This is a genomic window from Burkholderia sp. Bp9090 (assembly GCF_003857985.1).
Classification (GTDB): domain Bacteria; phylum Pseudomonadota; class Gammaproteobacteria; order Burkholderiales; family Burkholderiaceae; genus Burkholderia.
In genome coordinates, this window is record NZ_QTPV01000009.1 from 46,345 (window position 1) to 67,627 (window position 21,283).

Consider the following 21,283-nt stretch of genomic DNA (forward strand, 5'->3'; position numbering starts at 1 on the left):
ACGGAAGCAGGACGAAGGACGCGCCACGCACCCGTGGACGAGGAACATCATGGAAATCGATCTGAATGCCGATCTCGGTGAAGGATGCGGATCGGACGAGGCGCTGCTCGACCTCGTCACGTCGGCGAACATCGCGTGCGGCTGGCATGCAGGCGGCGCCAATGCGATGCGCGACTGCGTGCGCTGGGCCGTGCAGAAAGGCGTGTCGATCGGCGCGCACCCGAGCTTTCACGACCCGGAGAATTTCGGCCGCAAGGAAATGCAGCTGCCGGCCGGCGACATCTATGCGGGCGTGCTGTACCAGCTCGGCGCGCTGTCGGCGATCGCGCAGGCCGAGGGCGGCCGCATCGCGCACGTTAAGCCGCACGGCGCGCTGTACAACCAGGCCGCGCGCGACCCGCTGATCGCCGACGCGGTGGTGTCCGCGATCCACGACTTCGATCCGTCGCTGGCCGTGTTCGGGCTCGCGAACAGCGTGTTCGTCGCGGCCGCGCGCCACGCGGGGCTCGCCGCGGTGGAGGAAGTATTCGCCGACCGCGGCTACCGCGCGGACGGCTCGCTCGTGCCGCGCAACCAGCCCGGCGCGCTGATCGACGATGAAGAAGCGGTGCTCGCGCGCACGCTCGACATGGTGCGCGAGCGGCAGGTGCGGGCAGTGAGCGGCGAGTGGGTGCCGCTCAACGCGCAAACGGTCTGCCTGCACGGCGACGGCCCGCATGCGCTCGCGTTCGCGAAGCGGATCCGCGCGGCGCTCGAAGCGGCGGGTGTCGATGTCGTCGCGCCCGGCGCGCTGCAGGCCGGCGAAGACGCATGATGACGTGACGCGTCGTCGAAGCGCTCAGCCGTCGCAGGTCGAAAACCGCCGCCACAAAAGAAAAAAGCGCCCTCGTGGCGCTTTTCTGTTGGCGCAATCGCCGCGGACTTCGCCGTCTGTCGATTCGCCCCCCGAAACCGTCTGTCGACGGTGACCGGAAACATGCTCCGGATCAAAAAACGTCCGCCGCCGCCCGCTTGCTGCTTCCCCCGGTCGGACGACGGAACGTTGCTTATGCCGCAAGTCTGTCGCATGCATTTGTTGTGCCGACGATGTTTGGCCCCGCCGTGCATGCAGACACTCCGCGGCCGGCACGTTACATACGTGCCGGCTACGCTAACCCCGCGCTTTGTTTTCTGCTACCCCGTAGAACTTATCTATTCTTTTCATTTTTTCAACTTGTGGGATGAAGAATAGAGATTGGCAGAACCGGATGTCAATCGTTTTAAACGCTATTTCCTGAAGATTCGAGGGTTTTCCTTATCGAGCCGCGTGGCCGCGCGGGCGCCTCGCAGCGCGTGCATCTCGTCGATCAAACAGGGGAGGATCGGCGCGCGGTGCGCGGCGCGATCAGTTCGCGTCGACCTGATACCCTTGCTGGCGCAACAATTCGAGCACGCCGCGCGGGCCGCCCAGATGCAGCGCGCCGATGGCCACGAATACCGGCCGGTTCGGCGCGGCGATTGCCGTCATCCGTGCAACGAAGCGCCGGTTGCGCTCGTACAGGATCTTGTTGTCGATCGACGCCGACAGCGCCTTCGAACGGGCCAGCCGCTCGCTCTTCGCGACCGCCCACGCCGAGATCGCGTCGGCGTCGCCAATTCGCCACAGCCGGTGCAGCGCCTTGATGTCGTCGGCGTTCTGCGCCGGGGTCTGCACCATGTCCTGCGCGAGCATCTCGCGCTGCTCGGCGAGCGTCAGCCCGGTGAACGCGCGCATCTGCTCGGCGAGCGTCTCGAGCCCGATCACGCGGCCGCCCTTCTTCTTCAGGAACACGTTCTGCAGCTGCGCCTCGGTGCCGTACTCGGTCTGCAGGCCGGCCGCCAGCGAGTCGTAGGTTTCGACGACCAGCGCCGCGAGCCACGGCCGCATCCGGCGGATCTCCGCGAGCGCGGCCGGGTTGCCGCGCAGGCGCGCCGCGAGGCGCTGCCACTGCGGCTCGGGCAGCAGGCGCTGCAGGCACGGGTAGCGGCACACGCCGTACTTCGACACGTCGTCCTGCGATTCGAGGAGATCGTCCGGCGACAGCTCGAGCGCTAGCGTCGGCGACGCGGCGAGCGCCGCGAGGATGCGCGGCCGGAACGGCTGCGCGGGCGGATAGTCGGACGGGTCGCCCGTGTGCAGCGTGCCGAGCACGTACAGCGTGACCCTGCCCCGGGTGGCGACATAGAACGGCATGCGCGCGGGCTGCACGCGCACCGTGCCGCGCGCGACCGTGCCGTTCGACACGGACGGCACGTGGAAGCCCGGCAGGTTCATGCCGGGCGGCGGAACCTGCGACGGATGGATCGGCGAACTCGCCGGCGCGCGCCTTTCGGCACGCGCGGCGTCGACCGGGACCAGCACGCTGGCCGCCACGCACGCGCCAGCCAGCGCCGCGCCCGTGACCGTGCGCACGCTCCAGCGCCGTGCGTTGCGGCACGCGCGCATCACGCGCGCGCGGCCGCCCCCCGAACGGCGCACGCCAGGCGCGCGCGCCGCCAAACCATCAGGCATTCACCTCCCCTACCTCCTCGGCGCGATGGCAGGCCACGCGGCGTCCGTCGACGTCGCGCAGCTGCGGTTCCTCGACGCGGCAGCGCTCGACCGCGTACGGGCAGCGCTGGTGAAACGCGCAGCCCGACGGCGGATTGAGCGGCGACGGCAGCTCGCCCTGCAGCTTGATCTGCACGCGGCGGTCTTCCTCGAAGATCGCCGGCGTCGCCGACATCAGCGCGCGCGTGTACGGATGGCGCGGATGCGCGTAGATCGTCGCCTTGTCGCCGAGCTCGGCGACGCTGCCGAAGTACATCACCATCACGTCGTCGGCGACGTGCTCGACCACCGACAGGTTGTGCGAGATGAACACGTAGCTCGTCTTGAACTGCTCCTGCAGGTCCATGAACAGGTTCAGGATCTGCGCCTGGATCGACACGTCGAGCGCGGACACCGGTTCGTCGGCGACGACGATCCGCGGATCGAGGATCATCGCGCGCGCGATCGCGACCCGCTGGCGCTGGCCGCCCGAGAACATGTGCGGATAACGCTTCGCGTGCTCGGGCCGCAGGCCGACCGTGCGCATGATCTGCGCGACGCGCTGCGCGCGTTCGGCGGCCGTCAGGTTCGCGTTGATCTCGAGCGGCTCGGAGAGCGTCTGCTCGACGGTCTTGCGCGGGTTCAGCGACGCGAACGGGTTCTGGAACACCATCTGTACGCGGCGGCGCAGGTCGGCGACCGTCTCGCGGCTCGCGCCGGCCACGTCCTTGCCGTCGATCGTCAGGTGGCCCGAGGTGGGCGTCTCGATCATCGTGAGCTGGCGCGCGAGCGTCGATTTCCCGCAGCCCGACTCGCCGACGACGGCGAGCGTCTTGCCGCGCGTGAGCGTGAACGACACGCCGTTCAGCGCCTTCACGGTGCCCTGCCCGAACATCCCGCGCTTGACCGTGTAGTGCTTCGCGAGCCGGTCGGCGACCAGCACCGCTTCCTCGTCGTGCGGCGTGGCACGCGTTTCGTGGACTGCATTCATCGTGCGCCTCCCGTCAGGTCGAGGTTGGAAACATTGAGCGGCTTGATGCAGCGCGCGCGCATCGCATCGTTGGCCGGCACCAGCGTATCGAGCGCCGGACGCGCCTTGCGGCAATCGTCGACGACGTACTTGCAGCGCGGCGCGAACAGGCACCCGGACGGGCGATCATCGCGGCCCGGCACCATGCCCGGCAATGCGGCAAGGCGACGCGCCCCCTGATTGTGCTCGGGAATCGCCGCGAGCAGCGCTTCGGTATACGGATGATGCGGCGCACGGAAGATGTCCGGCACGCGATTGGTCTCGATGACCTCGCCCGCATACATCACGGCGACGCGCTGCGCGACCTCCGACACGACGGCCAGGTCGTGCGAGATCAGCACGAGCGCCATCCCGCGCTCCTTCTGCAGCTTCACGAGCAGGTCCATGATCTGCGCCTGGATCGTCACGTCGAGCGCGGTGGTCGGCTCGTCGGCGATCAGCAGCTTCGGGTTGCACGCGACCGCCATCGCGATCATCACGCGCTGGTTCATGCCGCCCGACATCTGGTGCGGGAACGCCGTGATGCGGTTCTTCGCATCCGGAATGCCGACCTGGTCGAGCAGCTCGAGCGCGCGCCGGTGCAGCGCGTCGCCGCGCAGGCCTTCGTGCAGCTTCAGCACCTCCTTGATCTGGTAGCCGACCGTGTAGCTCGGGTTCAGGCTCGTCAGCGCATCCTGGAACACCATCGCGATGTCCTTGCCGACGATCTTGCGGCGCGCCTTCGGCGACGCCTTCAGCAGGTCCACACCGTTGAACGTGACCTCGTCGGCCGTCACCTTGCCCGGCGCATCGATCAGGCCCATCAGCGCCATCATCGTCACGCTCTTGCCGGAGCCCGATTCGCCGACGACGCCCACCACCTCGCCCGGCGCGATCGACAGGTTGATCCGGTCGACCGCGGGCAGGCCGTTGAAGTTCACCGCGAGATTGCGGATAGTCAGTAGATCTTGGCTCATGGTCACGCCATCCGCTTCAGTTTGGGATCGAGCGCGTCGCGCAGCCCGTCGCCGAGCAGGTTGATCGCGAGCACCGAAATCAGGATCGACAGGCCGGGCATCGTCACGATCCACCACGCGTTGTCGATGTAGTCGCGCGCGGACGCGAGCATCGCGCCCCACTCGGCGGTCGGCGGCTGCACGCCGAGGCCGAGGAAGCCGAGCGCGGCCGCGTCGAGGATGGCCGACGAGAAGCCGAGCGTCGCCTGCACGATCAGCGGCGCCGTGCAGTTCGGCAGCACCTGCGAGAACATCAGGCGCAGCGTGCCGGCACCGGCCACGCGCGATGCCGTCACGTACTCCTTCTGCAGTTCGCCGAGCGCGGATGCGCGCGTGAGGCGCACGTAGGCCGGCAGCGCGACGATCGCGATCGCGAACATCGTGTTGGTGAGGCCCGGGCCGATGATCGCGACGACCGCGACCGCGAGCAGCAGCGACGGCAGCGCGAGCAGCACGTCCATGATGCGCATCACGGGCGTGTCGGCCCACTTCTGGAAGAACGCGGCGATCAGCCCGAGCACGATGCCGGGGATCAGCGCGAGCACGACCGACACGAAGCCGATCCAGAACGACATGCGCGCGCCGAACATCAGGCGCGAAAGGATGTCGCGGCCCGCTTCGTCGGTGCCGAGGATGAACTGCCAGTTGCCGCCCGCGAGCCATGCGGGCGGGATCTTCACGTAGTCGCGGTATTGCTCGACCGGGCTGTGCGGCGCGATCAGCGGTGCGAACAGCGCGACGAGGATCAGCACCAGCACGACGATGCCGGCGCCGACGGCGCCGCGGTTGCGCGAGAAGTTGGCCCAGAACTCGCGCAGCGCGAGCGCACGGCCGCCGGCCGGCGCGGATTCGCTCGGCAGGGTGTTTTGCAGATTGCTCATGGAATTACCTCGTGTGGCGGATGCGCGGATTCAGCACGCCGTACAGCAGGTCGACGACCAGGTTCACGACGATCACGAGCGTCGCGATCAGCAGGATGCCGCCCTGGACGACCGGATAGTCGCGGCGGCCGATCGCATCGATCAGCCACTTGCCGACACCGGGCCACGAAAAGAGCGTCTCGGTCAGCACGGCGCCGGCCAGCAGTGTGCCGATCTGCAGGCCGATCACGGTGACGACCGGGATCAGCGCATTGCGCAGCGCATGCACGACGACCACGCGCACGGGCGACAGGCCCTTCGCGCGCGCCGTGCGGATGTAGTCCTCGCGCAGCACTTCGAGCATCGACGAGCGCGTCATCCGCGCGATCACCGCGAGCGGGATCGTGCCGAGCACGATCGCCGGCAGGATCAGGTGGCTGACCGCCGATTTGAACGCGCCTTCGTCGGGTGCGAGCAGCGCGTCGATCAGCATGAAACCGGTCGGATGCGGGAAATCGTATTCGACCGCGATGCGGCCCGACACGGGCGTCCAGCCGAGGTACGACGAAAACACCATGATGAGGATCAGCCCCCACCAGAAGATCGGCATCGAGTAGCCGGTGAGCGCGGTGCCCATCACGCCGTGATCGACGACCGAGCCGCGCCGCAGCGCGGCGATCACGCCGGCCGGCAGCCCGACCGCGAGCGCGAACACGAGCGCGCACAGCGACAGTTCGACGGTCGCCGGGAAGCGCGCGAAGAATTCGCCCGCGACGCTGGTGTTGGTGATGATCGACGTGCCGAGGTCGCCATGCAGCGCCCGGCCGATGTAGTGGATGTACTGCAGGGGCAGCGGCTGGTCGAGCCCGAGGCGTTTCATGGCCTCCGCATGCATCGCGGGATCGACGCCGCGCTCGCCCATCATCACTTCGATGGGGTCGCCCGGTATCAGGTGAATCAGCGCAAACGCCAGGATGGTGATGCCGATGAAGGTCGGGATCACCATGCCCACGCGGCGCAACACGAATGTGAACATGATGCGTCTCGTATTTTCTTGTGGGAAATGTACGACCGGCGACGAGGGGCTTTTGGCCCCTCGTCGCCGGATGATTTCAAGCCGGTCTTCTCAAGACGACAGCTTACGCCAGGCCGGTTACTTCACGCTGACACCGTCGAAACGCGCATAGCCGAGCGGCTCGATGCGCATGTCGACCACGTTCTTGCGTACCGGCTGGTAGACCGTCGAGTTCGCGATCGGCGAGAACGGCAGCTGCTGCGCGAAGATCTGCTGGGCCTGCGTGTAGATCTTCGTGCGCGCGTCCTGGCCCGTCGTCGTGCGACCCTTCTGGATCAGGTCGTCGAACGGCTTGTAGCACCAGTGCGAGAAGTTGTTGCCCTTGATCGCCTCGCAGCCGAGCAGCGTGCCGAGCCAGTTGTCAGGGTCGCCGTTGTCGCCCGTCCAGCCGATCAGCATCGTGTCCTGCTCGCCCGTGTGCGCGCGCTTGATGTACTCGCCCCACTCGTACGTGACGATCTTCGCCTTCACGCCGATCTTCGCCCAGTCGGCCTGGATCATCTCGGCCATCAGGCGGGCGTTCGGGTTGTATGCACGCTGCACCGGCATCGCCCACAGCGTGATGTCGAAACCGTTCGGATAGCCGGCCTTCGCGAGCAGCGCCTTCGCCTTCTCGGTGTCGTTCGGGGCCATCTTCAGGTTCTTGTCGTACGACCATTGGGTCGGCGGCATCGGCGCGCTGGCGGCCTGGCCGGCACCCTGATAGACGGATTCGAGAATCGCCTTCTTGTTGATCGCCATGTCGAGCGCCTGACGCACTTCGAGCTTGTCGACCGGCTTGTGCTCGACGTTGTACGCGAGGTAGCCGAGGTTGAAGCCCGGCTGCGACGGCATGTCGATGCCCGAGTCGGCCTTCAGCGCCGCGATGTCGGCCGGACGCGGATAGCTCATCACCTGGCATTCGTTGCGCTTGATCTTCTGCACGCGCACGCCCGGGTCGGGCGTGATCGAGAAGATCAGCTTCGACAGCTTCACCGCGCCCTTCTTCCAGTAATCAGGATTGCCATCGAAACGGATCGTCGCGTCCTTCGTATAGCTGCGGAAGATGAACGGGCCCGTGCCGACCGGCTTCTGGTTGATGTCGGCGGCCTTGCCGGCCTTCATCAGCTGGTCGCCGTACTCGGCCGACAGGATCGACGCGAATTCCATCGCCATGTTCTGGATGAACGGCGCGTTCGGCTCGGACAGCGTGAACTTCACGGTGTACGGATCGACCTTCTCGATCTTCGTGATCAGCTTGTCGAGGCCCATGTCGGTGAAGTACGGGAACGACACCGGGTAGGCCTTGCGGAACGCATTGTTCGGATCGAGCATGCGCTCGAACGAGAACACGACGTCGTCCGCGTTGAATTCACGCGTCGGCTTGAAGAAGTCGGTCGTGTGGAACTTCACGCCATGACGCAGGTGGAACGTGTACACCTTGCCGTCGGACGAGACGTCCCACTTCTCGGCGAGGCCGGGCTCGACCTTGGTGCCGCCGCGCTCGAATTCGACGAGGCGGTTGTAGACGGTGAACGTGGCGGCGGTGAAATCGACGCCGGTCGTGAATTGCGCGGAATCAAAACCCGCCGGGCTGCCTTCTGAGCAGTAGACGAGCGTTTTGTTCGGGATCTGTGCGAATGCAGAACCCGCGACGCCGAGCGATGCCGCTGCCACGCCTGCGATGGCGGTAACACGCAGGGTGTGCAACAGACGGTTGTATTCCATGTTTCCTCCAGGTCTCCAGATCGGAACCGGTCCCCCTGGGGGCCGGGTACGCGGATATTACTTGAGCTAGCGATTTTGCAACAAGCTGGAGAAAAAACTCTTCTAGACGCGCATCCACGCGGGTTTTTGCCGATGTCTTGCACACGCGAAAAGTGCCTCTGCGCGCACGAGCGGCCATTTCGTTCATCCCGCGCATGTTTCGTTCGACAACTAAACAATTCGGGCGCGAACGCAGAGGGTTGTCGCGCCGTGTTCGCAGCCAGTCCGCACATCGTTGCGGCTTCCGAAACGATGCATGCGATGCAATGCAACCGTCAGGCCGGCGCGTCGAGATCCGCGCTGCGCGCGGGCACGAACGCGACCGCGACGATCGACAGTGCGATTCCCGCCATCACGTAGTAGGTCGGTGCGAGCGGCGTGCCCGTCACCTTGATCAGCCACGTGACGATGAACTGCCCGAAACCGCCGAACAGCATCACCGCGACGTTGTACGCGATCGACAGCCCGGTCGAGCGCACGTTGGCCGGGAACAGCTCGGCGATCATCGCGCCGAACGGCCCGTAGTAGCCGGCGAGCGTCACCGACAGCACGGCCTGCACCACGATCAGCCGCGCGATGCTCGGCGCCGCGTCGAGCCACGCGAACAGCGGATACATCAGCACGAGCGTCAGCCCGAGCGACCACAGCGACAGACCCTTGCGGCCGATGCGGTCCGACCATGCGCCCGCGACCGGCGACAGCACCATCAGCAGCAGGTTGCCGATGATCACCGCATAGAACGATTGCGCATACGGCAGCTTCAGCTGCTTCACCGCGAAGGTCGGCAGATAGCTGATCAGCACGTAGACCGTCACCGTCAGCGCGATCACCGAGCCGAGCCCGCACAGCACCTCGCGCGGATGGCGCGTGAACACTTCGCCGAGCGTCGCGCGGCGTGCGCTTTGCTGCGCATGCAGGAACGCTTCGGAATCGGCGAGATGACGGCGGATGTAGAAACCGATCGGGCCGATCACGAGCCCGAGGATGAACGGCACGCGCCAGCCCCAGCTGCGCAGCGCGTCGTGCGACAGCCCGCGCGTGACGGCCGCGCCGACGAGCGCGCCGATCAGCAGCGCGCCCGCCTGGCTCGCCATCTGCCAGCTGCCGTAGAAGCCGCGTTTCGAGAACGGCGCGGCTTCGATCAGCAGCGCCGTTGCGCTGCCGAATTCACCGCCCGCCGAGAAGCCCTGCAGCAGGCGGCCGAGCACGATCAGGAGCGGGCCGCCGATGCCGATCGCCGCATAGGGCGGCGCGATCGCGAGCAGGAAGATGCCGGCCGTCATCAGCAGGATCACGAGCGACAGCGCGGCCTTGCGGCCCGCGCGGTCGGCGTACAGCCCGAACACGATGCCGCCGATCGGGCGCATGAAGAACGCGACGCCGAAGGTCGCGGTGGTCAAGAGCAGCGACGAGTATTCGCTGGTCGTCGGGAAGAACAGTTCGGCGATCACGACGGTCATGAAGCCGAACACCGTGAAGTCGTACCACTCGAGCGCGTTGCCGATCACGGCGGCGACTACCGCGCGGCGGTTCAGCGCGCGCTCGGGCCGGATCGTTTTCGTTGAATTCGCAATCGTCGCCATGCGAGCCTCGTTCTCGTGAATCCGCCGTATCGGGCGCGGCGCGCGGAGGGCCCGCGGCGCGTTGGTTTGCAGCGAGTGTAGAAAGCGACGGAACCGTTTTCAAGCATAAAAAACGCCCGCCATCGTCCGATGGCGGGCGTTTTGCGGTTTTCGCCACATTGCGGCATCGCACGATGCCGCCGCGGGCATCAACCCATCTTCGAGAATGCGCTGCACCAGCCCTTCGCCGATACCTGCTTGCCCGGGAATGCACCGCAGGGGCCCGACGCCGAGCCCTTCTTGCCCTGGTACAGCATGCAGGCCGCGCAATCCTGGCCCGCTGCGTATTTCGGATACTTCGTCTTGTCGACCTTCGTCGCATCGGCCTTGTAGCCGAGCGCCACGGCGGTCGGATCCGTTTCCGACAGCATCGGCGCATCGGCCAGCGCTTCGCGCGACAGCGCCAGCGCGGACACGGCGCCGATGCTCGTGATCAGGAAACTCCGACGGGATGTTTTCATGGGGGACTCGCTCCAACGTTATCGGTTTGAAAGCCGTTCTGGCGACGGCCGTTCAACAGAATAACGCTCAAGCGCATGAATGTGCGCGCCGAAATGCCGGAGATAAGGGATTTCACACAAGGGATTTCACACGGGTCTCGCCCGGAGTTTCGCACGGCCGGCCCGCACGGATGCGGGCCGTGAGTGTCAGCCATGCGACGTCATGTCGGCGACGCGCTGCGCGAGCGCGAGCGACGCGGTCAGCCCCGGCGACTCGATGCCGAACAGGTTCACGAGGCCGCGCACGCCGTGCTGCGCCGTGCCCTGCACGATGAAGTCGGCCGGCGGCTCGCCGGGCCCCGCGAGCTTCGGCCGGATCCCCGCGTAGGCCGGCTGCAACGCGTCGTCCGGCAGGTCGGGCCAGTACGTGCGGATCGACGTGTAGAACGCCTGCGCGCGCGCCGGATCGACTTCGTAGCGCAGCGCATCGACCCACTCGACGTCCGGGCCGAAGCGCGCCTGCCCGGCGAGATCGAGCGTCAGGTGCACGCCGAGCCCCGCGCGGTCGGGTATCGGATAGACGAGATGCGAGAACGGCGCGCGGCCGGACAGGCTGAAGTAGTTGCCGCGCGCGAGATAGAGCGGCGGCACCCAGCGCGGATCGAGGCCGCGCGTGCGGCGCGCGAGCGCCTGCGCGCCGAGGCCCGCGCTGTTGATCACGCACGCGGCCTCGATTTCGGTCGGCGCGTCGCCGCCGGTGCGCACGACGAAGCGGCCGCCGCGCAACACGTCGATCGACTCTACCGGGGATTTCAGCGCGCACACCGCGCCGTCGCGCTCCGCGTCGCCGAGCAGCGCGAGCATCAGCTGGTGGCTGTCGACGATGCCGGTGCTCGGCGAAAACAGCGCCTCCACGCAATCGAGCGCGGGCTCGAGCGTCTGCGCCTCGGTACGCGTGAGCGGCATCAGGTCGAGCACGCCGTTTTCCGCCGCGCGTGCGGCGATCGCCTTCAACTGCTTCACCTGCGCGGCGCTCGTCGCGACGAGCAGCTTGCCCACGCGCCGGTGCGGCACGTGACGCGTCTCGCAGAACTCGTACAGCAGGTCGCGCCCGCGCACGCACGACATCGCCTTCAGCGAGCCGCGCGAGTAGTAGAGCCCCGCGTGAATCACCTCGCTGTTGCGCGAGCTCGTGCCCGTGCCGATTGCGTCGGCCGCCTCGAGCACGATCGTTTCGCGTCCGCGCGCGGCCAGCTCCCGCGCAATCGCAAGACCGACGACACCCGCGCCGATCACCACACAATCCATCTGCTCCATGGCGTTTCGCGTCGCTCACGCGTCGAGGGGAGAGAAGAGAATTGTACGTCCCGGTTCGCCCGCCTGCCGAGCGCGCTTGCATCGGCATGTCGCGTGCGCCGCGCCGCACGGCACGACGCGCGCAGGCCGCGGCGAGGCGCGCGCCGCCGGCTCAGAACCCGATCGGACGGCGCTTCGCCGCGCCCTCGTCGGCGCGGATGTCGGACGGTGCGATCACGTCCCGGCCGTCGAGCCGCGCGGCGCCGAACGCATGCAGCAGCGCACGGCGCATCGTGCGCGGCGGCGTCGCGGCCAGCACGTCGAGCGCGTCGTCGTCGAGCGTGTCGGGGAAGCGCCGCCCCCACGCGTGCGACGTGCGGATCTCGTCGTAGATCGTCTGCGCGATCCGGCGCGCGCCGGCCGCGTCCGGCGGCGCGATCTCGTACACGTTCATCCGGTTCAGCAGCGGCTCGGGAATCGCCTGCGCATCGTTCGCGGTCGCGACCCAGATCACGTTGCCCGCATCGATCGGCACCTCGGCGAATTCGTCGACGAACGCGCGCGCGGTGTCGTGCTCGAGCAACGCGTACAGCGCGCCGAGCGGATCGTATTGCGCGTCGCTGCCCGCCTTGTCGATCTCGTCGACCGCGATCACCGGGTTCGCGTAGCTGCCGTTGACGAGCGCTTCGAACACCTTGCCGGGCTTCGCGTTCTTCCATTGCGACGATGCGCCCGACAGGATCCAGCCGGCTGTCAGCGAACTCATCGGCACGTAGTGGTACGCGGTGCCGAGCAGCTGCGCGAGCGCCTTCGCGAAATGCGTCTTGCCGATGCCGGGCGGCCCGAGCAGCAGGATCGGCATCAGTTCGAGCCGGTCGTCGGTCTCGAGGCACAGCGCGACCTGCTTGCGCACGTCGTCGAGGGGTTCGGTGAAATTGGGCAGCGCGTCGCCGAGTTCGTCGAACGACGGCATCCGGTTCGGCTTCACGCAAAAGCGCAGATTGCCGGTCTTGAGCATCCGCTCGTAGGTGGCGCGCAGTGCGTCGCTCGCGCTCTCGTTCAGCTCGTTCAACGCGGTCTCGACCTGCTCGAGGTCGTACACCGTGCTGAAGGACGCCACCGCCAGTTCCTGTTTCACCATCGCCGTCGTCATACCAACCTCGCCGCTGCTGCCGTCACACGATCATCAGACCCTTACGATTTCAGTGTAGCGATCCCGCATCGGCGTGCAAGCAAGCAGCCACCGCGGTCTGCTGCTAACACCGTGCGCGCGCTGCGGCGTCGCGCCGCGCGGCGTATGATCGATGGTTCACCGGCCGTCGCGCCGGCCTCGCCACGGCGCCCGCACGGCGCCGCGCGCTTCGTCTCGAAGGGTTGCCGATGTCCGTCCCCGCTGCTGCCCCGCGCGTCGATCCCGACGCGATCCACGCCGTCGACGCTGTCGACGCCGCGCTCAAGTCGCGCCGCGCGATTCGCGCGTTCCTGCCGACGCCCGTGCCGCGCGACACGCTCGAGGCAATCCTCGAAGCCGCGAGCCGCGCGCCGTCGGGCACCAACATCCAGCCGTGGCACGTGTACGTCGCGACCGGCACGACCCGCGACGCGCTCGCCGCGGCCCTCACAGCGGCATACGACGATCCGGCGCGCGACGAGAAATACGTCGCCGAGTACGACTACTATCCGCGCGAATGGGTGTCGCCGTACATCGACCGGCGCCGCAAGGTCGGCTGGGACCTGTATGGTCTGTTGAACATCGGCCGCGACGAAAAGGCCCGCATGCACGCGCAGCATGCGCGCAACTTCCGCTTCTTCGATGCGCCGGTCGCACTGTTCTTCACGCTCGACCGCGTGATGACGCACGGCGCATGGCTCGACTGCGGGATGTTCCTGCAGGGCGTGATGACGGCCGCGCGCGCACGCGGCCTCGACACCTGCCCGCAAGCCGCGTTCGTGCCGTTCCACCGGATCGTCGCCGAGCATCTCGGCATCCCGGCCAACGAGCAACTCGTGTGCGGGATGTCGCTCGGCCATGCGGACCCGCACGCGATCGAGAACCGCCTCGTCACCGAGCGCGCGAGCGTCGCCGAGTTCGCGCGCTTTTTCGCTTGAAAACGCGTGACGCGCACCTACCTTTCGATCAGGACCAGATCGTGCTGCGAACCCGCGGCGACGCATCGTGTCACGCGACCGTCCGGATCGATCGGGCGTAAGATGTGCGTCCGTTCCCCGCTACCCCGCGTTTCCGGAGAAGTTTCATGCTGAAACACGGCCTGGCCGTCCTGCTCGTGAGCGCCGCGCTCGCGGCCCATGCGCAGAGCGCCGCACCGGCAGCCGTCGCATGGGAGATCCAGGTGGTGCGCGACGGTCAGACGATCGACACGTTCCAGCAACGCACCACCGTCGGTCAGACCCGCACCGACACCCATCGCTATCCGTCCGCCGTGCCCGTCGGCTGCGGCAACGCCGCGCGCGTCGTGCCGACCGAGCGCTCGCGCTCGGTGACGGTCGCGCCGCTCACCGTCGACGACGCCGCCCGCACCGTATCGCTCGCGCTCGACGTGCAGGAAACCCTCGACGACGAAAACGCGACGCGCAGCGATCCGTGCGTGCCCGCGTCGCCGCGGCAGATCGTCGCGAGCCATCCGGGGCTGTCGGTCGGCGGCGACGCATGGACCGACTGGACGCTCGTCGAGCAGCGCCCGCATCTCGTCTACCGCGTGCGCGCGCACGTCGCGAAGGACTGAGCGCCATGTCCGCCGACGCCCTGTCCCTCCCGTTCGCCGAACCGCACGCCGCGCCCGACGAAATCACCGCGGTCAGCTGGAACCTGCACAAGGGCCGCTCGCCGCTCGGCTTCACCGCATGGAACGCGATGCGCAACTGGATGCAGTCGACGCACGCCGACGTGTATTTCCTGCAGGAAGCGATGGCGCGCCGCATGCCGCGTCCGATGCTCGCCCCCGGCTTCGGCGCGCCGATGGACGACGCGGTCGACGACGTGTGGCACTGCCAGGCCACCGAGATCGCGCAAGCGCTCGACTGGCAGATCGCGCTCGGACCGAACGTGTTCAAGCCGTCGTGGCGGCACGGCAACGCGATCCTGTCGCCGCACCCGCTCGACCTCGGCGGCCGCTGGGACATCTCCGCGCACCGCTTCGAGCGGCGCGGGCTGCTGGTCGCGCGCGCGACGCTCGCCGGCGCGCGGCCCGTCACGCTCCTGTGCGCGCACCTCGCGCTCACGCGTGCGGCGCGGCTGCGCCAGATGCACTGGATCGCGCACTGGATCGTGCGCAACGCGGGCGACGACCCGCTCGTGCTCGCCGGCGACTTCAACGACTGGCGCAACGATTCGGTCGCGCTGTTCGCCGAGATCGGGCTGTCCGAGGTCGCGACGCTGCTCGGCGAGTCGGGCCGCACGTTCCCCGCGTTCTCCCCGGCGCTCGCGCTCGACAAGATGTTCGTGCGCGGGCTGACACCGCTCGAATGGCAGGCGCCGTCCGGCGAAACCGCGTGGCTGTCGGACCACCTGCCGTATATCGCGCGGCTGCGCCTCGATTCGCAGTGACGCGGCAGCACCGCATGCCCGCGACTACCGAAGCGCATATCGCAGCGGCCGGTTCACCTGCCTGACCGGCTCGAAAGCGTGCGCGTCCCGGACCAGCGTGTTCGCGGCGCGAAGCTCGCTGCCGATTACTGAAAGCTGTTTGCAAGATTCCGTTGCGCCAAATCCGCGCAGCCGCGCGGGTCAAGCCCGCATCTGCCCCAAGCAGGGTAAAATAAAGAGTTCCTCAAACGTCTGTCATCGAGAAGGCGCGTGTCCGACGCGCCGGCCGGCCGATCCGCGATCGGGCCGACGCACTCGGTTTTTTTGCCCGTTTTTGGGCCCGTTACACGCGTCCGCTACGCGCGTCCGTTTTCAAAGCCATGAGCAAATACGACACCGCCACCGTCCAATCCGTCCATCACTGGACCGACACGCTTTTCAGCTTCACCTGCACCCGTGAGCCGAGCCTGCGCTTCAACAACGGCGAATTCACGATGGTCGGCCTCGAGGTCGACGGCAAGCCGCTCGCGCGTGCCTACTCGATCGTCAGCCCGAACTACGAAGAGCACCTCGAATTCTTCAGCATCAAGGTCCAGAACGGCCCGCTGACGTCGCGCCTGCAGCACCTGAAGGTGGGCGACTCGGTGCTGATCGGCAAGAAGCCGACCGGCACGCTCGTCGCCGACAACCTGCTGCCCGGCAAGACGCTGTGGATGCTGTCGACCGGCACGGGCCTCGCGCCGTTCATGTCGATCATCCGCGACCCGGACATCTACGAACGCTTCGACAAGGTCATCCTGACGCACACCTGCCGCCTGAAGGGCGAGCTGGCGTACATGGACTACATCAAGCACGACCTGCCGGGCCACGAGTATCTCGGCGACATCATCAAGGAAAAGCTCGTCTACTACCCGACGGTCACGCGCGAAGCGTTCGACAACGAGGGCCGGATCACCGACCTGATCGCGACGGGCAAGCTGTTCACGGACCTCGGCGTGCCGGCGTTCTCGCCGGAAAACGACCGCGTGATGCTGTGCGGCAGCACCGCGATGCTGAAGGACACGACCGACCTGCTGAAGCAGGCCGGCCTCGTCGAAGGCAAGAACAGCGCGCCGGGTCACTACGTGATCGAGCGTGCATTCGTGGACTGATCGAACCCCGAATTTGTGCCGTATCAAGAACCGGAGCAAAAGCTCCGGTTTTTTTTCGTCCCTACTTGGCGAATTCGTAACAAACTGGGACTATTCCATGTCAAATCGTTACATTTGGATACGCGCAACGCCGGTGCTTTCGTGTCGGTGTTTTTCCTACAGCCAGCTTCATTCCGATTATTCACATTTACCCTTAAACCTCCGTCTGACATGACCTTTTCAAAATTTTTGAGATATTATTCGGCCCGCATGGTTGGCGTCGGGACGGTCATTGAAGGGTCGGACTCAAACGTTACAAATTGTAACTTCTGTTACCTCGGCAAGGGGCGATTCTCTGACGGCGACCGTCATCGAAACGGCAGCCGATCCACGCAGCCAGCCGGTGCCCGAACCGCTTTCTGACAGCAGGGAGAGTCATGGATACGTCGCTCAACGCGCCCCCGGGCGCCCACGCCCCGTTCCCGTCGCAGCCGTGCGTGCCTGGCGACGGCGCGGCAGCAGCCCCCGTGGCCGAAGCCCTGCCCAACCGCGACGCGTCCGCCGCCCGGATCGCGGCGCTGTCCCTTCAGCTGACGGCCGCCGACGAAGCGGCCCGCCGCCATCTGGCCGGCGAACTGCATGACGGGCTCGGCGCCGAACTCACCGCCGCGCGTTTCGCGCTCGCAAACGTTCAAACGTGGCTGCCGGCCGATGCGCCGGAGGGCTGCCTGCGCGCGCTCGAGCTGGCGCAGCGGTCGCTCGACGCCGCGACCGACGCCAACCGCAGGCTGATCGACGAGCGCGACACGCCGGCACTCGACGGCGGCGTCGTCGGCGCACTGTCGACGTGGGCCGACAGCCACGCGGCCCGCACCGGCCTGCGTACGAGCTTCGTCTGCGCGGCCGACGCGCGGCTCACGCAACTCGGCGGCGCCGGCGCGCTCGCGATCTTCCGTGTCGCTCAAGAAGCACTGTCGAACGTCGCGAAGCATGCGCGCGCGACGTCCGTCGACGTGCAGATCGATACGGACGACACGCATCTGTCCCTGATCGTCACCGACGACGGGACCGGTTTTACCCGCAGCCGGCGCGCCGGCTACGGCCTCGCCGGGATGCGCGCACGCTGCGAGGCGTTCGGCGGCAGCTTCGACGCGCGTGCGCCGGAAGCGGGCCGCGGCACGCGCGTCATCGCGCGCTTCGCGTGGGACTCGCTGTTCGCGGTGCCGGCCGCCGCGCGCCGCGCGTCGCTTTCGTGAGGTCGTCATGAGCCTGAACATCCTGCTCGTGGACGATCATGCGATCGTCCGCCAAGGGATCCGCCACCTGCTGATCGACCGCGGCGTCGCGCGCGACGTGACCGAAGCCGAGACCGGCAGCGATGCGATGGCCGCGGTCGACCGCCAGGCCTTCGATGTGATCCTGCTCGACATCTCGCTGCCGGACGCGAACGGCATCGAGGTGCTCAAGCGCATCAAGCGCAAGCTGCCGGCCGCGCCGGTGCTGATGTTCTCGATGTACCGCGAGGACCAGTACGCGGTGCGCGCGCTGAAGGCCGGCGCCTCCGGCTACCTGTCGAAGACGGTGAATGCCGCGCAGATGATCGGCGCGATCCAGCAGGTCGCGGCCGGCCGCAAGTACGTGAGCCCGGCGATGGCCGAGGCGCTCGCCGAATACGTGTCGTTCGAGAACGAACCGCTGCCGCACGAGAAGCTGTCCGACCGCGAATACCAGACGCTCTGCATGCTCGCGTCGGGCAAGCGCCTCACCGACATCGCGAACACGCTGTCGCTGTCGGTGAAGACGGTCAGCGTGTACCGGTCGCGGCTGCTCGAGAAGATGCGGCTGTCGAACAACGCGGAACTGACGTTCTACGTGATGAGCAACCGGCTCGTCGAGATGACGCCCGCGTCGGGCGCCTGATCCGCCGGATTCACCGGAATCGCGCCGTTCACCGCGCCGGCCTGCGCCGCGCCGGCGCCGGCCGCCGAATGCTGCGCGCAAGCGCTTGTTTTGTCGGGCGATTCCGCAGCACGCCGCTGCGCCGCAGCGGGTCTTTCACGCCAAATCGGCTAAAATTGCGGGTTTTCACTCACTCGGCGCCGCCGCGCTCGCGCGCGCCGGAGACACATCCGCAATGTCCCTCTTCCGCAAGAAAAACGTCGATCGCATGATCGCCGGCGCGCACGGCGCCGGGCTCAAGAAAGCGCTCGGCGCAATCGACCTCACCTTCCTCGGCATCGGCGCGATCATCGGCACCGGCATCTTCGTGCTGACCGGCACGGGCGCCGTGCAGGCCGGCCCAGCGCTGATGCTGTCGTTCGTGATCGCCGCGATCGCATGCGGCCTCGCGGCGCTGTCGTACGCCGAATTCGCGTCGACGATTCCGGTCGCGGGCTCGATCTACACGTATTCGTACGCGACGCTCGGCGAGCTCGTCGCCTGGATCATCGGCTGGGACCTGATGCTCGAATACGGCCTCGCGGCGTCGGCCGTGTCGGTCGGCTGGTCGGGCTACCTGCAGTCGCTGCTGCAGGGCTTCGGGCTCTCGCTGCCGACCGTGCTGACGGCCGCACCCGGCGCGATTCCGGGCGTCGTCACGTGGTTCAACCTGCCGGCGTTCCTCGTGATGCTGGTGATCACGACGCTGCTGTCGATCGGCATCCGCGAGTCGACCCGCATCAACAACATCATGGTGTTCATCAAGGTGTCGGTTGTGCTGCTCGTGATCGCGGTCGGCGTGTTCCACGTGACACCCGCGAACTGGAAGCCGTTCATGCCGCACGGCTGGAACGGCGTGTTCGGTGCTGCGGCCGTGATGTTCTTCGCGTTCATCGGCTTCGACGCGGTGTCGTCGGCGGCCGAGGAAGTGAAGAACCCGAAGCGCGACCTGCCGATCGGCATCATCGCGTCGCTCGCGGTGTGCGCGGTGCTGTACGTGACGGTCGCGGCGGTCGCGACCGGCATCGTGCCGTCGGCGCAGTACGCGAACGTGTCGCACCCGATCTCGTATGCGCTGCAGATCGCCGGCGAGAAGTGGGTCGCGGGCTTCATCGACCTCGGCGCGGTGCTCGGCATGCTGACCGTGATCCTCGTGATGAGTTACGGCCAGACGCGGATCATCTTCGCGATGTCGCGCGACGGGCTGCTGCCGGCGACGCTGTCGCGCGTGCATCCGCGCTACGCGACGCCCTTCCTGACGACCTGGCTCGTCGGCCTGTTCTTCGGGCTGATCGCCGCGCTCGTGCCGCTCAACGTGCTCGCCGAGCTGATCAACATCGGCACGCTCGCCGCGTTCTCGATGGTGTCGATCGCGGTGCTGGTGCTGCGCCGCACGCACCCGGAACTGCCGCGCGCGTTCCGTTGCCCGGGCGTGCCGGTGGTGCCGATCCTCGCGGTCGGCGCGTGCCTGTTCCTGATGCTGAACCTGCAGCCCGTCACGTGGGCCGCGTTCGGCATCTGGCTCGTGATCGGCCTCGTGATCTACTTCCTGTATTCGCGGCGCCACTCGAAGCTCGCGCACGGTCACCACGACGCGCATTGACCGCCGCCGCTGCGCGCGCACACCGCGCGCAGCACCCAGCGTGTAGCGGTACGACGCCACGCCGGGCCGGCACCGGCCCCGTGCGCCCCGCTCCCTCCCGCCTGAATCGTCCCCGCCCGAATCGTCCTCGCCACAGGCGCACCCGCGCGGGCGGCGCGACATGCGCCGCTTCGCCCCGCCCGCGCACGATCGCTGCCCGATCGTCGCGATTTCTTGCCCGATCGTCCGGATTTGCCGCCACGATCTGCACGCTGCCGGCACGCGCGCGCCGGCCGGTTCATAATCCCGCCATCGAACGACGGCCCGGCCCGGCGGGCCGTCCGGCAACAGGAACAGGATGATGGAAAGCGTCGATCTCGATGTACTGAAATCCAGCGCGCGCTGGCTCGACGAAGGGCGCCGCGTGCTGCTCGTGACGGTCGTGAAGACGTGGGGCTCGTCGCCGCGCCCCGAAGGCGCGATGCTCGCGGTGCGCGAGGACGGGCTCGTGGTCGGCTCCGTGTCCGGCGGATGCATCGAGGACGACCTGATCGCCCGCGTGCATGCGAGCGGGATCGCGGCCGACGCGCGCCCGGAAGCCGTCAAGTACGGCGTGACGGCCGAGGAAGCGCACCGCTTCGGGCTGCCCTGCGGCGGCACGATCCAGCTCGTGCTGGAGCCGCTCACGCGCGACAGCGGGATCGCCGCGTTGTGCGCGGAAGTCGAAGCCGGCCGCCTCGTCACGCGCACGATGGCGCTCGCGACCGGGCGCGCGTCGCTGTCACCCGCGCAGGCGACCGACGGGCTCGCGTTCGACGGCGAGCGGCTCGTGACGATCCACGGGCCGCGCTACCGGATGCTCGTGATCGGCGCCGGGCAATTGTCGCGCTATCTGTGCCAGATCGCGGTCGGGCTCGACTATCAGGTGACGGTTTGCGATCCGCGCGAGGAATACACGGACGCGTGGGACGTGCCGGGCACGCGCGTCGTGCACACGATGCCCGACGACACGGTGCTCGACATGAAGCTCGACGCGCGTTCGGCCGTGATCGCGCTCACGCACGACCCGAAGCTCGACGATCTCGCGCTGATGGAGGCGTTGAAGACGCCCGCGTTCTACGTGGGCGCGCTCGGCTCGCGACGCAACAATGCGGCGCGGCGCGAGCGGCTGCTCGAATTCGACCTGAGCGAGGCGGAACTTGCGCGGCTGCACGGGCCGGCCGGCATCTACATCGGCAGCCGCACGCCGCCCGAAATCGCGATCTCGATCCTCGCCGAAGTGACGGCCGCGAAGAACAACGTGTCGCTGCCGACGATCCTGCAGGTCGAGGGCGCGAAGGCCGCCCGCGAAATCGCGGCAAACGGCGGCGCGGCCTGCGGCCTCTGAGGCCCCCTCCAAACCGGTCGCTTCGCGCCAGCCCCCCAAGGAGACTTCCTTCGGGGCGGAAAACCTGGGGCGGCCCGGCGTTTTCTTGAC

19 protein-coding genes are annotated in these 21,283 nt (G+C 67.6%); 9 read left to right on the top strand and 10 right to left on the bottom strand.

From position 1 onward, the window contains the following. The first annotated feature begins 49 nt into the window (after nucleotides 1–49). Complete coding sequence (pxpA, locus tag DIE16_RS11205; protein ID WP_124486658.1) at nucleotides 50–814, top strand: 5-oxoprolinase subunit PxpA; 765 nt, start codon at nucleotides 50–52, stop codon at nucleotides 812–814. 570 nt (nucleotides 815–1,384) lie between these two features. Here pxpA and DIE16_RS11210 read toward each other — a convergent pair. The 10 genes from DIE16_RS11210 to DIE16_RS11255 form a co-directional block, all read right to left on the bottom strand. Further along, a complete protein-coding gene (locus DIE16_RS11210; protein ID WP_124486659.1) occupies nucleotides 1,385–2,530 on the bottom strand; it encodes a TraB/GumN family protein in 1,146 nt (381 codons plus the stop codon). Next, entirely contained in the window at nucleotides 2,523–3,539 is a 1,017-nt protein-coding gene (locus tag DIE16_RS11215) for a peptide ABC transporter ATP-binding protein (RefSeq protein WP_124892294.1), read from the bottom strand. The genes DIE16_RS11210 and DIE16_RS11215 overlap by 8 nt, the downstream gene beginning before the upstream one ends. Next, nucleotides 3,536–4,534: an ABC transporter ATP-binding protein gene (locus tag DIE16_RS11220; protein ID WP_044848857.1), complete on the bottom strand. Its 999-nt coding sequence runs from the start codon at nucleotides 4,532–4,534 to the stop codon at nucleotides 3,536–3,538. The genes DIE16_RS11215 and DIE16_RS11220 overlap by 4 nt, the downstream gene beginning before the upstream one ends. Before the next feature lie 2 nt (nucleotides 4,535–4,536). Next, nucleotides 4,537–5,454 (bottom strand): ABC transporter permease subunit, encoded by a 918-nt coding sequence (locus tag DIE16_RS11225; protein ID WP_044848856.1) that lies wholly within the window; start codon nucleotides 5,452–5,454, stop codon nucleotides 4,537–4,539. A gap of 4 nt (nucleotides 5,455–5,458) precedes the next feature. After that, a complete protein-coding gene (locus DIE16_RS11230) occupies nucleotides 5,459–6,469 on the bottom strand; it encodes an ABC transporter permease subunit (protein WP_044848855.1) in 1,011 nt (336 codons plus the stop codon). 117 nt (nucleotides 6,470–6,586) lie between these two features. After that, entirely contained in the window at nucleotides 6,587–8,215 is a 1,629-nt protein-coding gene (locus tag DIE16_RS11235; RefSeq protein WP_044848854.1) for an ABC transporter substrate-binding protein, read from the bottom strand. Between the two features lie 314 nt (nucleotides 8,216–8,529). After that, a complete protein-coding gene (locus tag DIE16_RS11240) occupies nucleotides 8,530–9,837 on the bottom strand; it encodes an MFS transporter (protein WP_124492201.1) in 1,308 nt (435 codons plus the stop codon). A 188-nt stretch (nucleotides 9,838–10,025) separates the two neighbouring features. After that, on the bottom strand, nucleotides 10,026–10,337 hold the full coding sequence (locus tag DIE16_RS11245; RefSeq protein ID WP_021163765.1) for a high-potential iron-sulfur protein: 312 nt from the start codon (nucleotides 10,335–10,337) through the stop codon (nucleotides 10,026–10,028). A 186-nt stretch (nucleotides 10,338–10,523) separates the two neighbouring features. Continuing rightward, nucleotides 10,524–11,633, bottom strand: a complete 1,110-nt coding sequence (locus DIE16_RS11250) for an NAD(P)/FAD-dependent oxidoreductase (RefSeq protein WP_124892295.1) — start codon at nucleotides 11,631–11,633, stop codon at nucleotides 10,524–10,526. 151 nt (nucleotides 11,634–11,784) lie between these two features. Then, nucleotides 11,785–12,765, bottom strand: coding sequence for an AAA family ATPase (locus tag DIE16_RS11255; protein ID WP_044848851.1), 981 nt, complete (start codon nucleotides 12,763–12,765; stop codon nucleotides 11,785–11,787). 227 nt (nucleotides 12,766–12,992) lie between these two features. On the opposite strand from DIE16_RS11255, the gene DIE16_RS11265 reads away from it, so the two are divergent. From DIE16_RS11265 to DIE16_RS11305, 8 genes are all read left to right on the top strand, one after another. Beyond that, nucleotides 12,993–13,721, top strand: a complete 729-nt coding sequence (locus DIE16_RS11265) for a nitroreductase (RefSeq protein WP_124892296.1) — start codon at nucleotides 12,993–12,995, stop codon at nucleotides 13,719–13,721. Nucleotides 13,722–13,867: 146 nt separating this feature from the next. Then, nucleotides 13,868–14,356, top strand: a complete 489-nt coding sequence (locus DIE16_RS11270; protein WP_124892297.1) for a hypothetical protein — start codon at nucleotides 13,868–13,870, stop codon at nucleotides 14,354–14,356. A 5-nt stretch (nucleotides 14,357–14,361) separates the two neighbouring features. Further along, complete coding sequence (locus DIE16_RS11275; protein ID WP_124486665.1) at nucleotides 14,362–15,177, top strand: endonuclease/exonuclease/phosphatase family protein; 816 nt, start codon at nucleotides 14,362–14,364, stop codon at nucleotides 15,175–15,177. Between the two features lie 359 nt (nucleotides 15,178–15,536). Then, nucleotides 15,537–16,307: a ferredoxin--NADP reductase gene (locus tag DIE16_RS11285; RefSeq protein ID WP_059535031.1), complete on the top strand. Its 771-nt coding sequence runs from the start codon at nucleotides 15,537–15,539 to the stop codon at nucleotides 16,305–16,307. Between the two features lie 416 nt (nucleotides 16,308–16,723). Continuing rightward, nucleotides 16,724–17,542: a quorum system sensor histidine kinase RqpS gene (gene rqpS, locus DIE16_RS11290; RefSeq protein ID WP_124892298.1), complete on the top strand. Its 819-nt coding sequence runs from the start codon at nucleotides 16,724–16,726 to the stop codon at nucleotides 17,540–17,542. Between the two features lie 7 nt (nucleotides 17,543–17,549). Then, nucleotides 17,550–18,206: a response regulator transcription factor RqpR gene (gene rqpR, locus DIE16_RS11295; protein ID WP_124892299.1), complete on the top strand. Its 657-nt coding sequence runs from the start codon at nucleotides 17,550–17,552 to the stop codon at nucleotides 18,204–18,206. A 214-nt stretch (nucleotides 18,207–18,420) separates the two neighbouring features. Continuing rightward, nucleotides 18,421–19,827: an amino acid permease gene (locus DIE16_RS11300; RefSeq protein WP_124520544.1), complete on the top strand. Its 1,407-nt coding sequence runs from the start codon at nucleotides 18,421–18,423 to the stop codon at nucleotides 19,825–19,827. Between the two features lie 340 nt (nucleotides 19,828–20,167). Beyond that, the gene (locus tag DIE16_RS11305; RefSeq protein WP_124892300.1) at nucleotides 20,168–21,193 is read left to right on the top strand and encodes an XdhC family protein; all 1,026 of its coding nucleotides are present in this window, start codon (nucleotides 20,168–20,170) and stop codon (nucleotides 21,191–21,193) included. The last annotated feature ends 90 nt before the right edge of the window (nucleotides 21,194–21,283 follow it).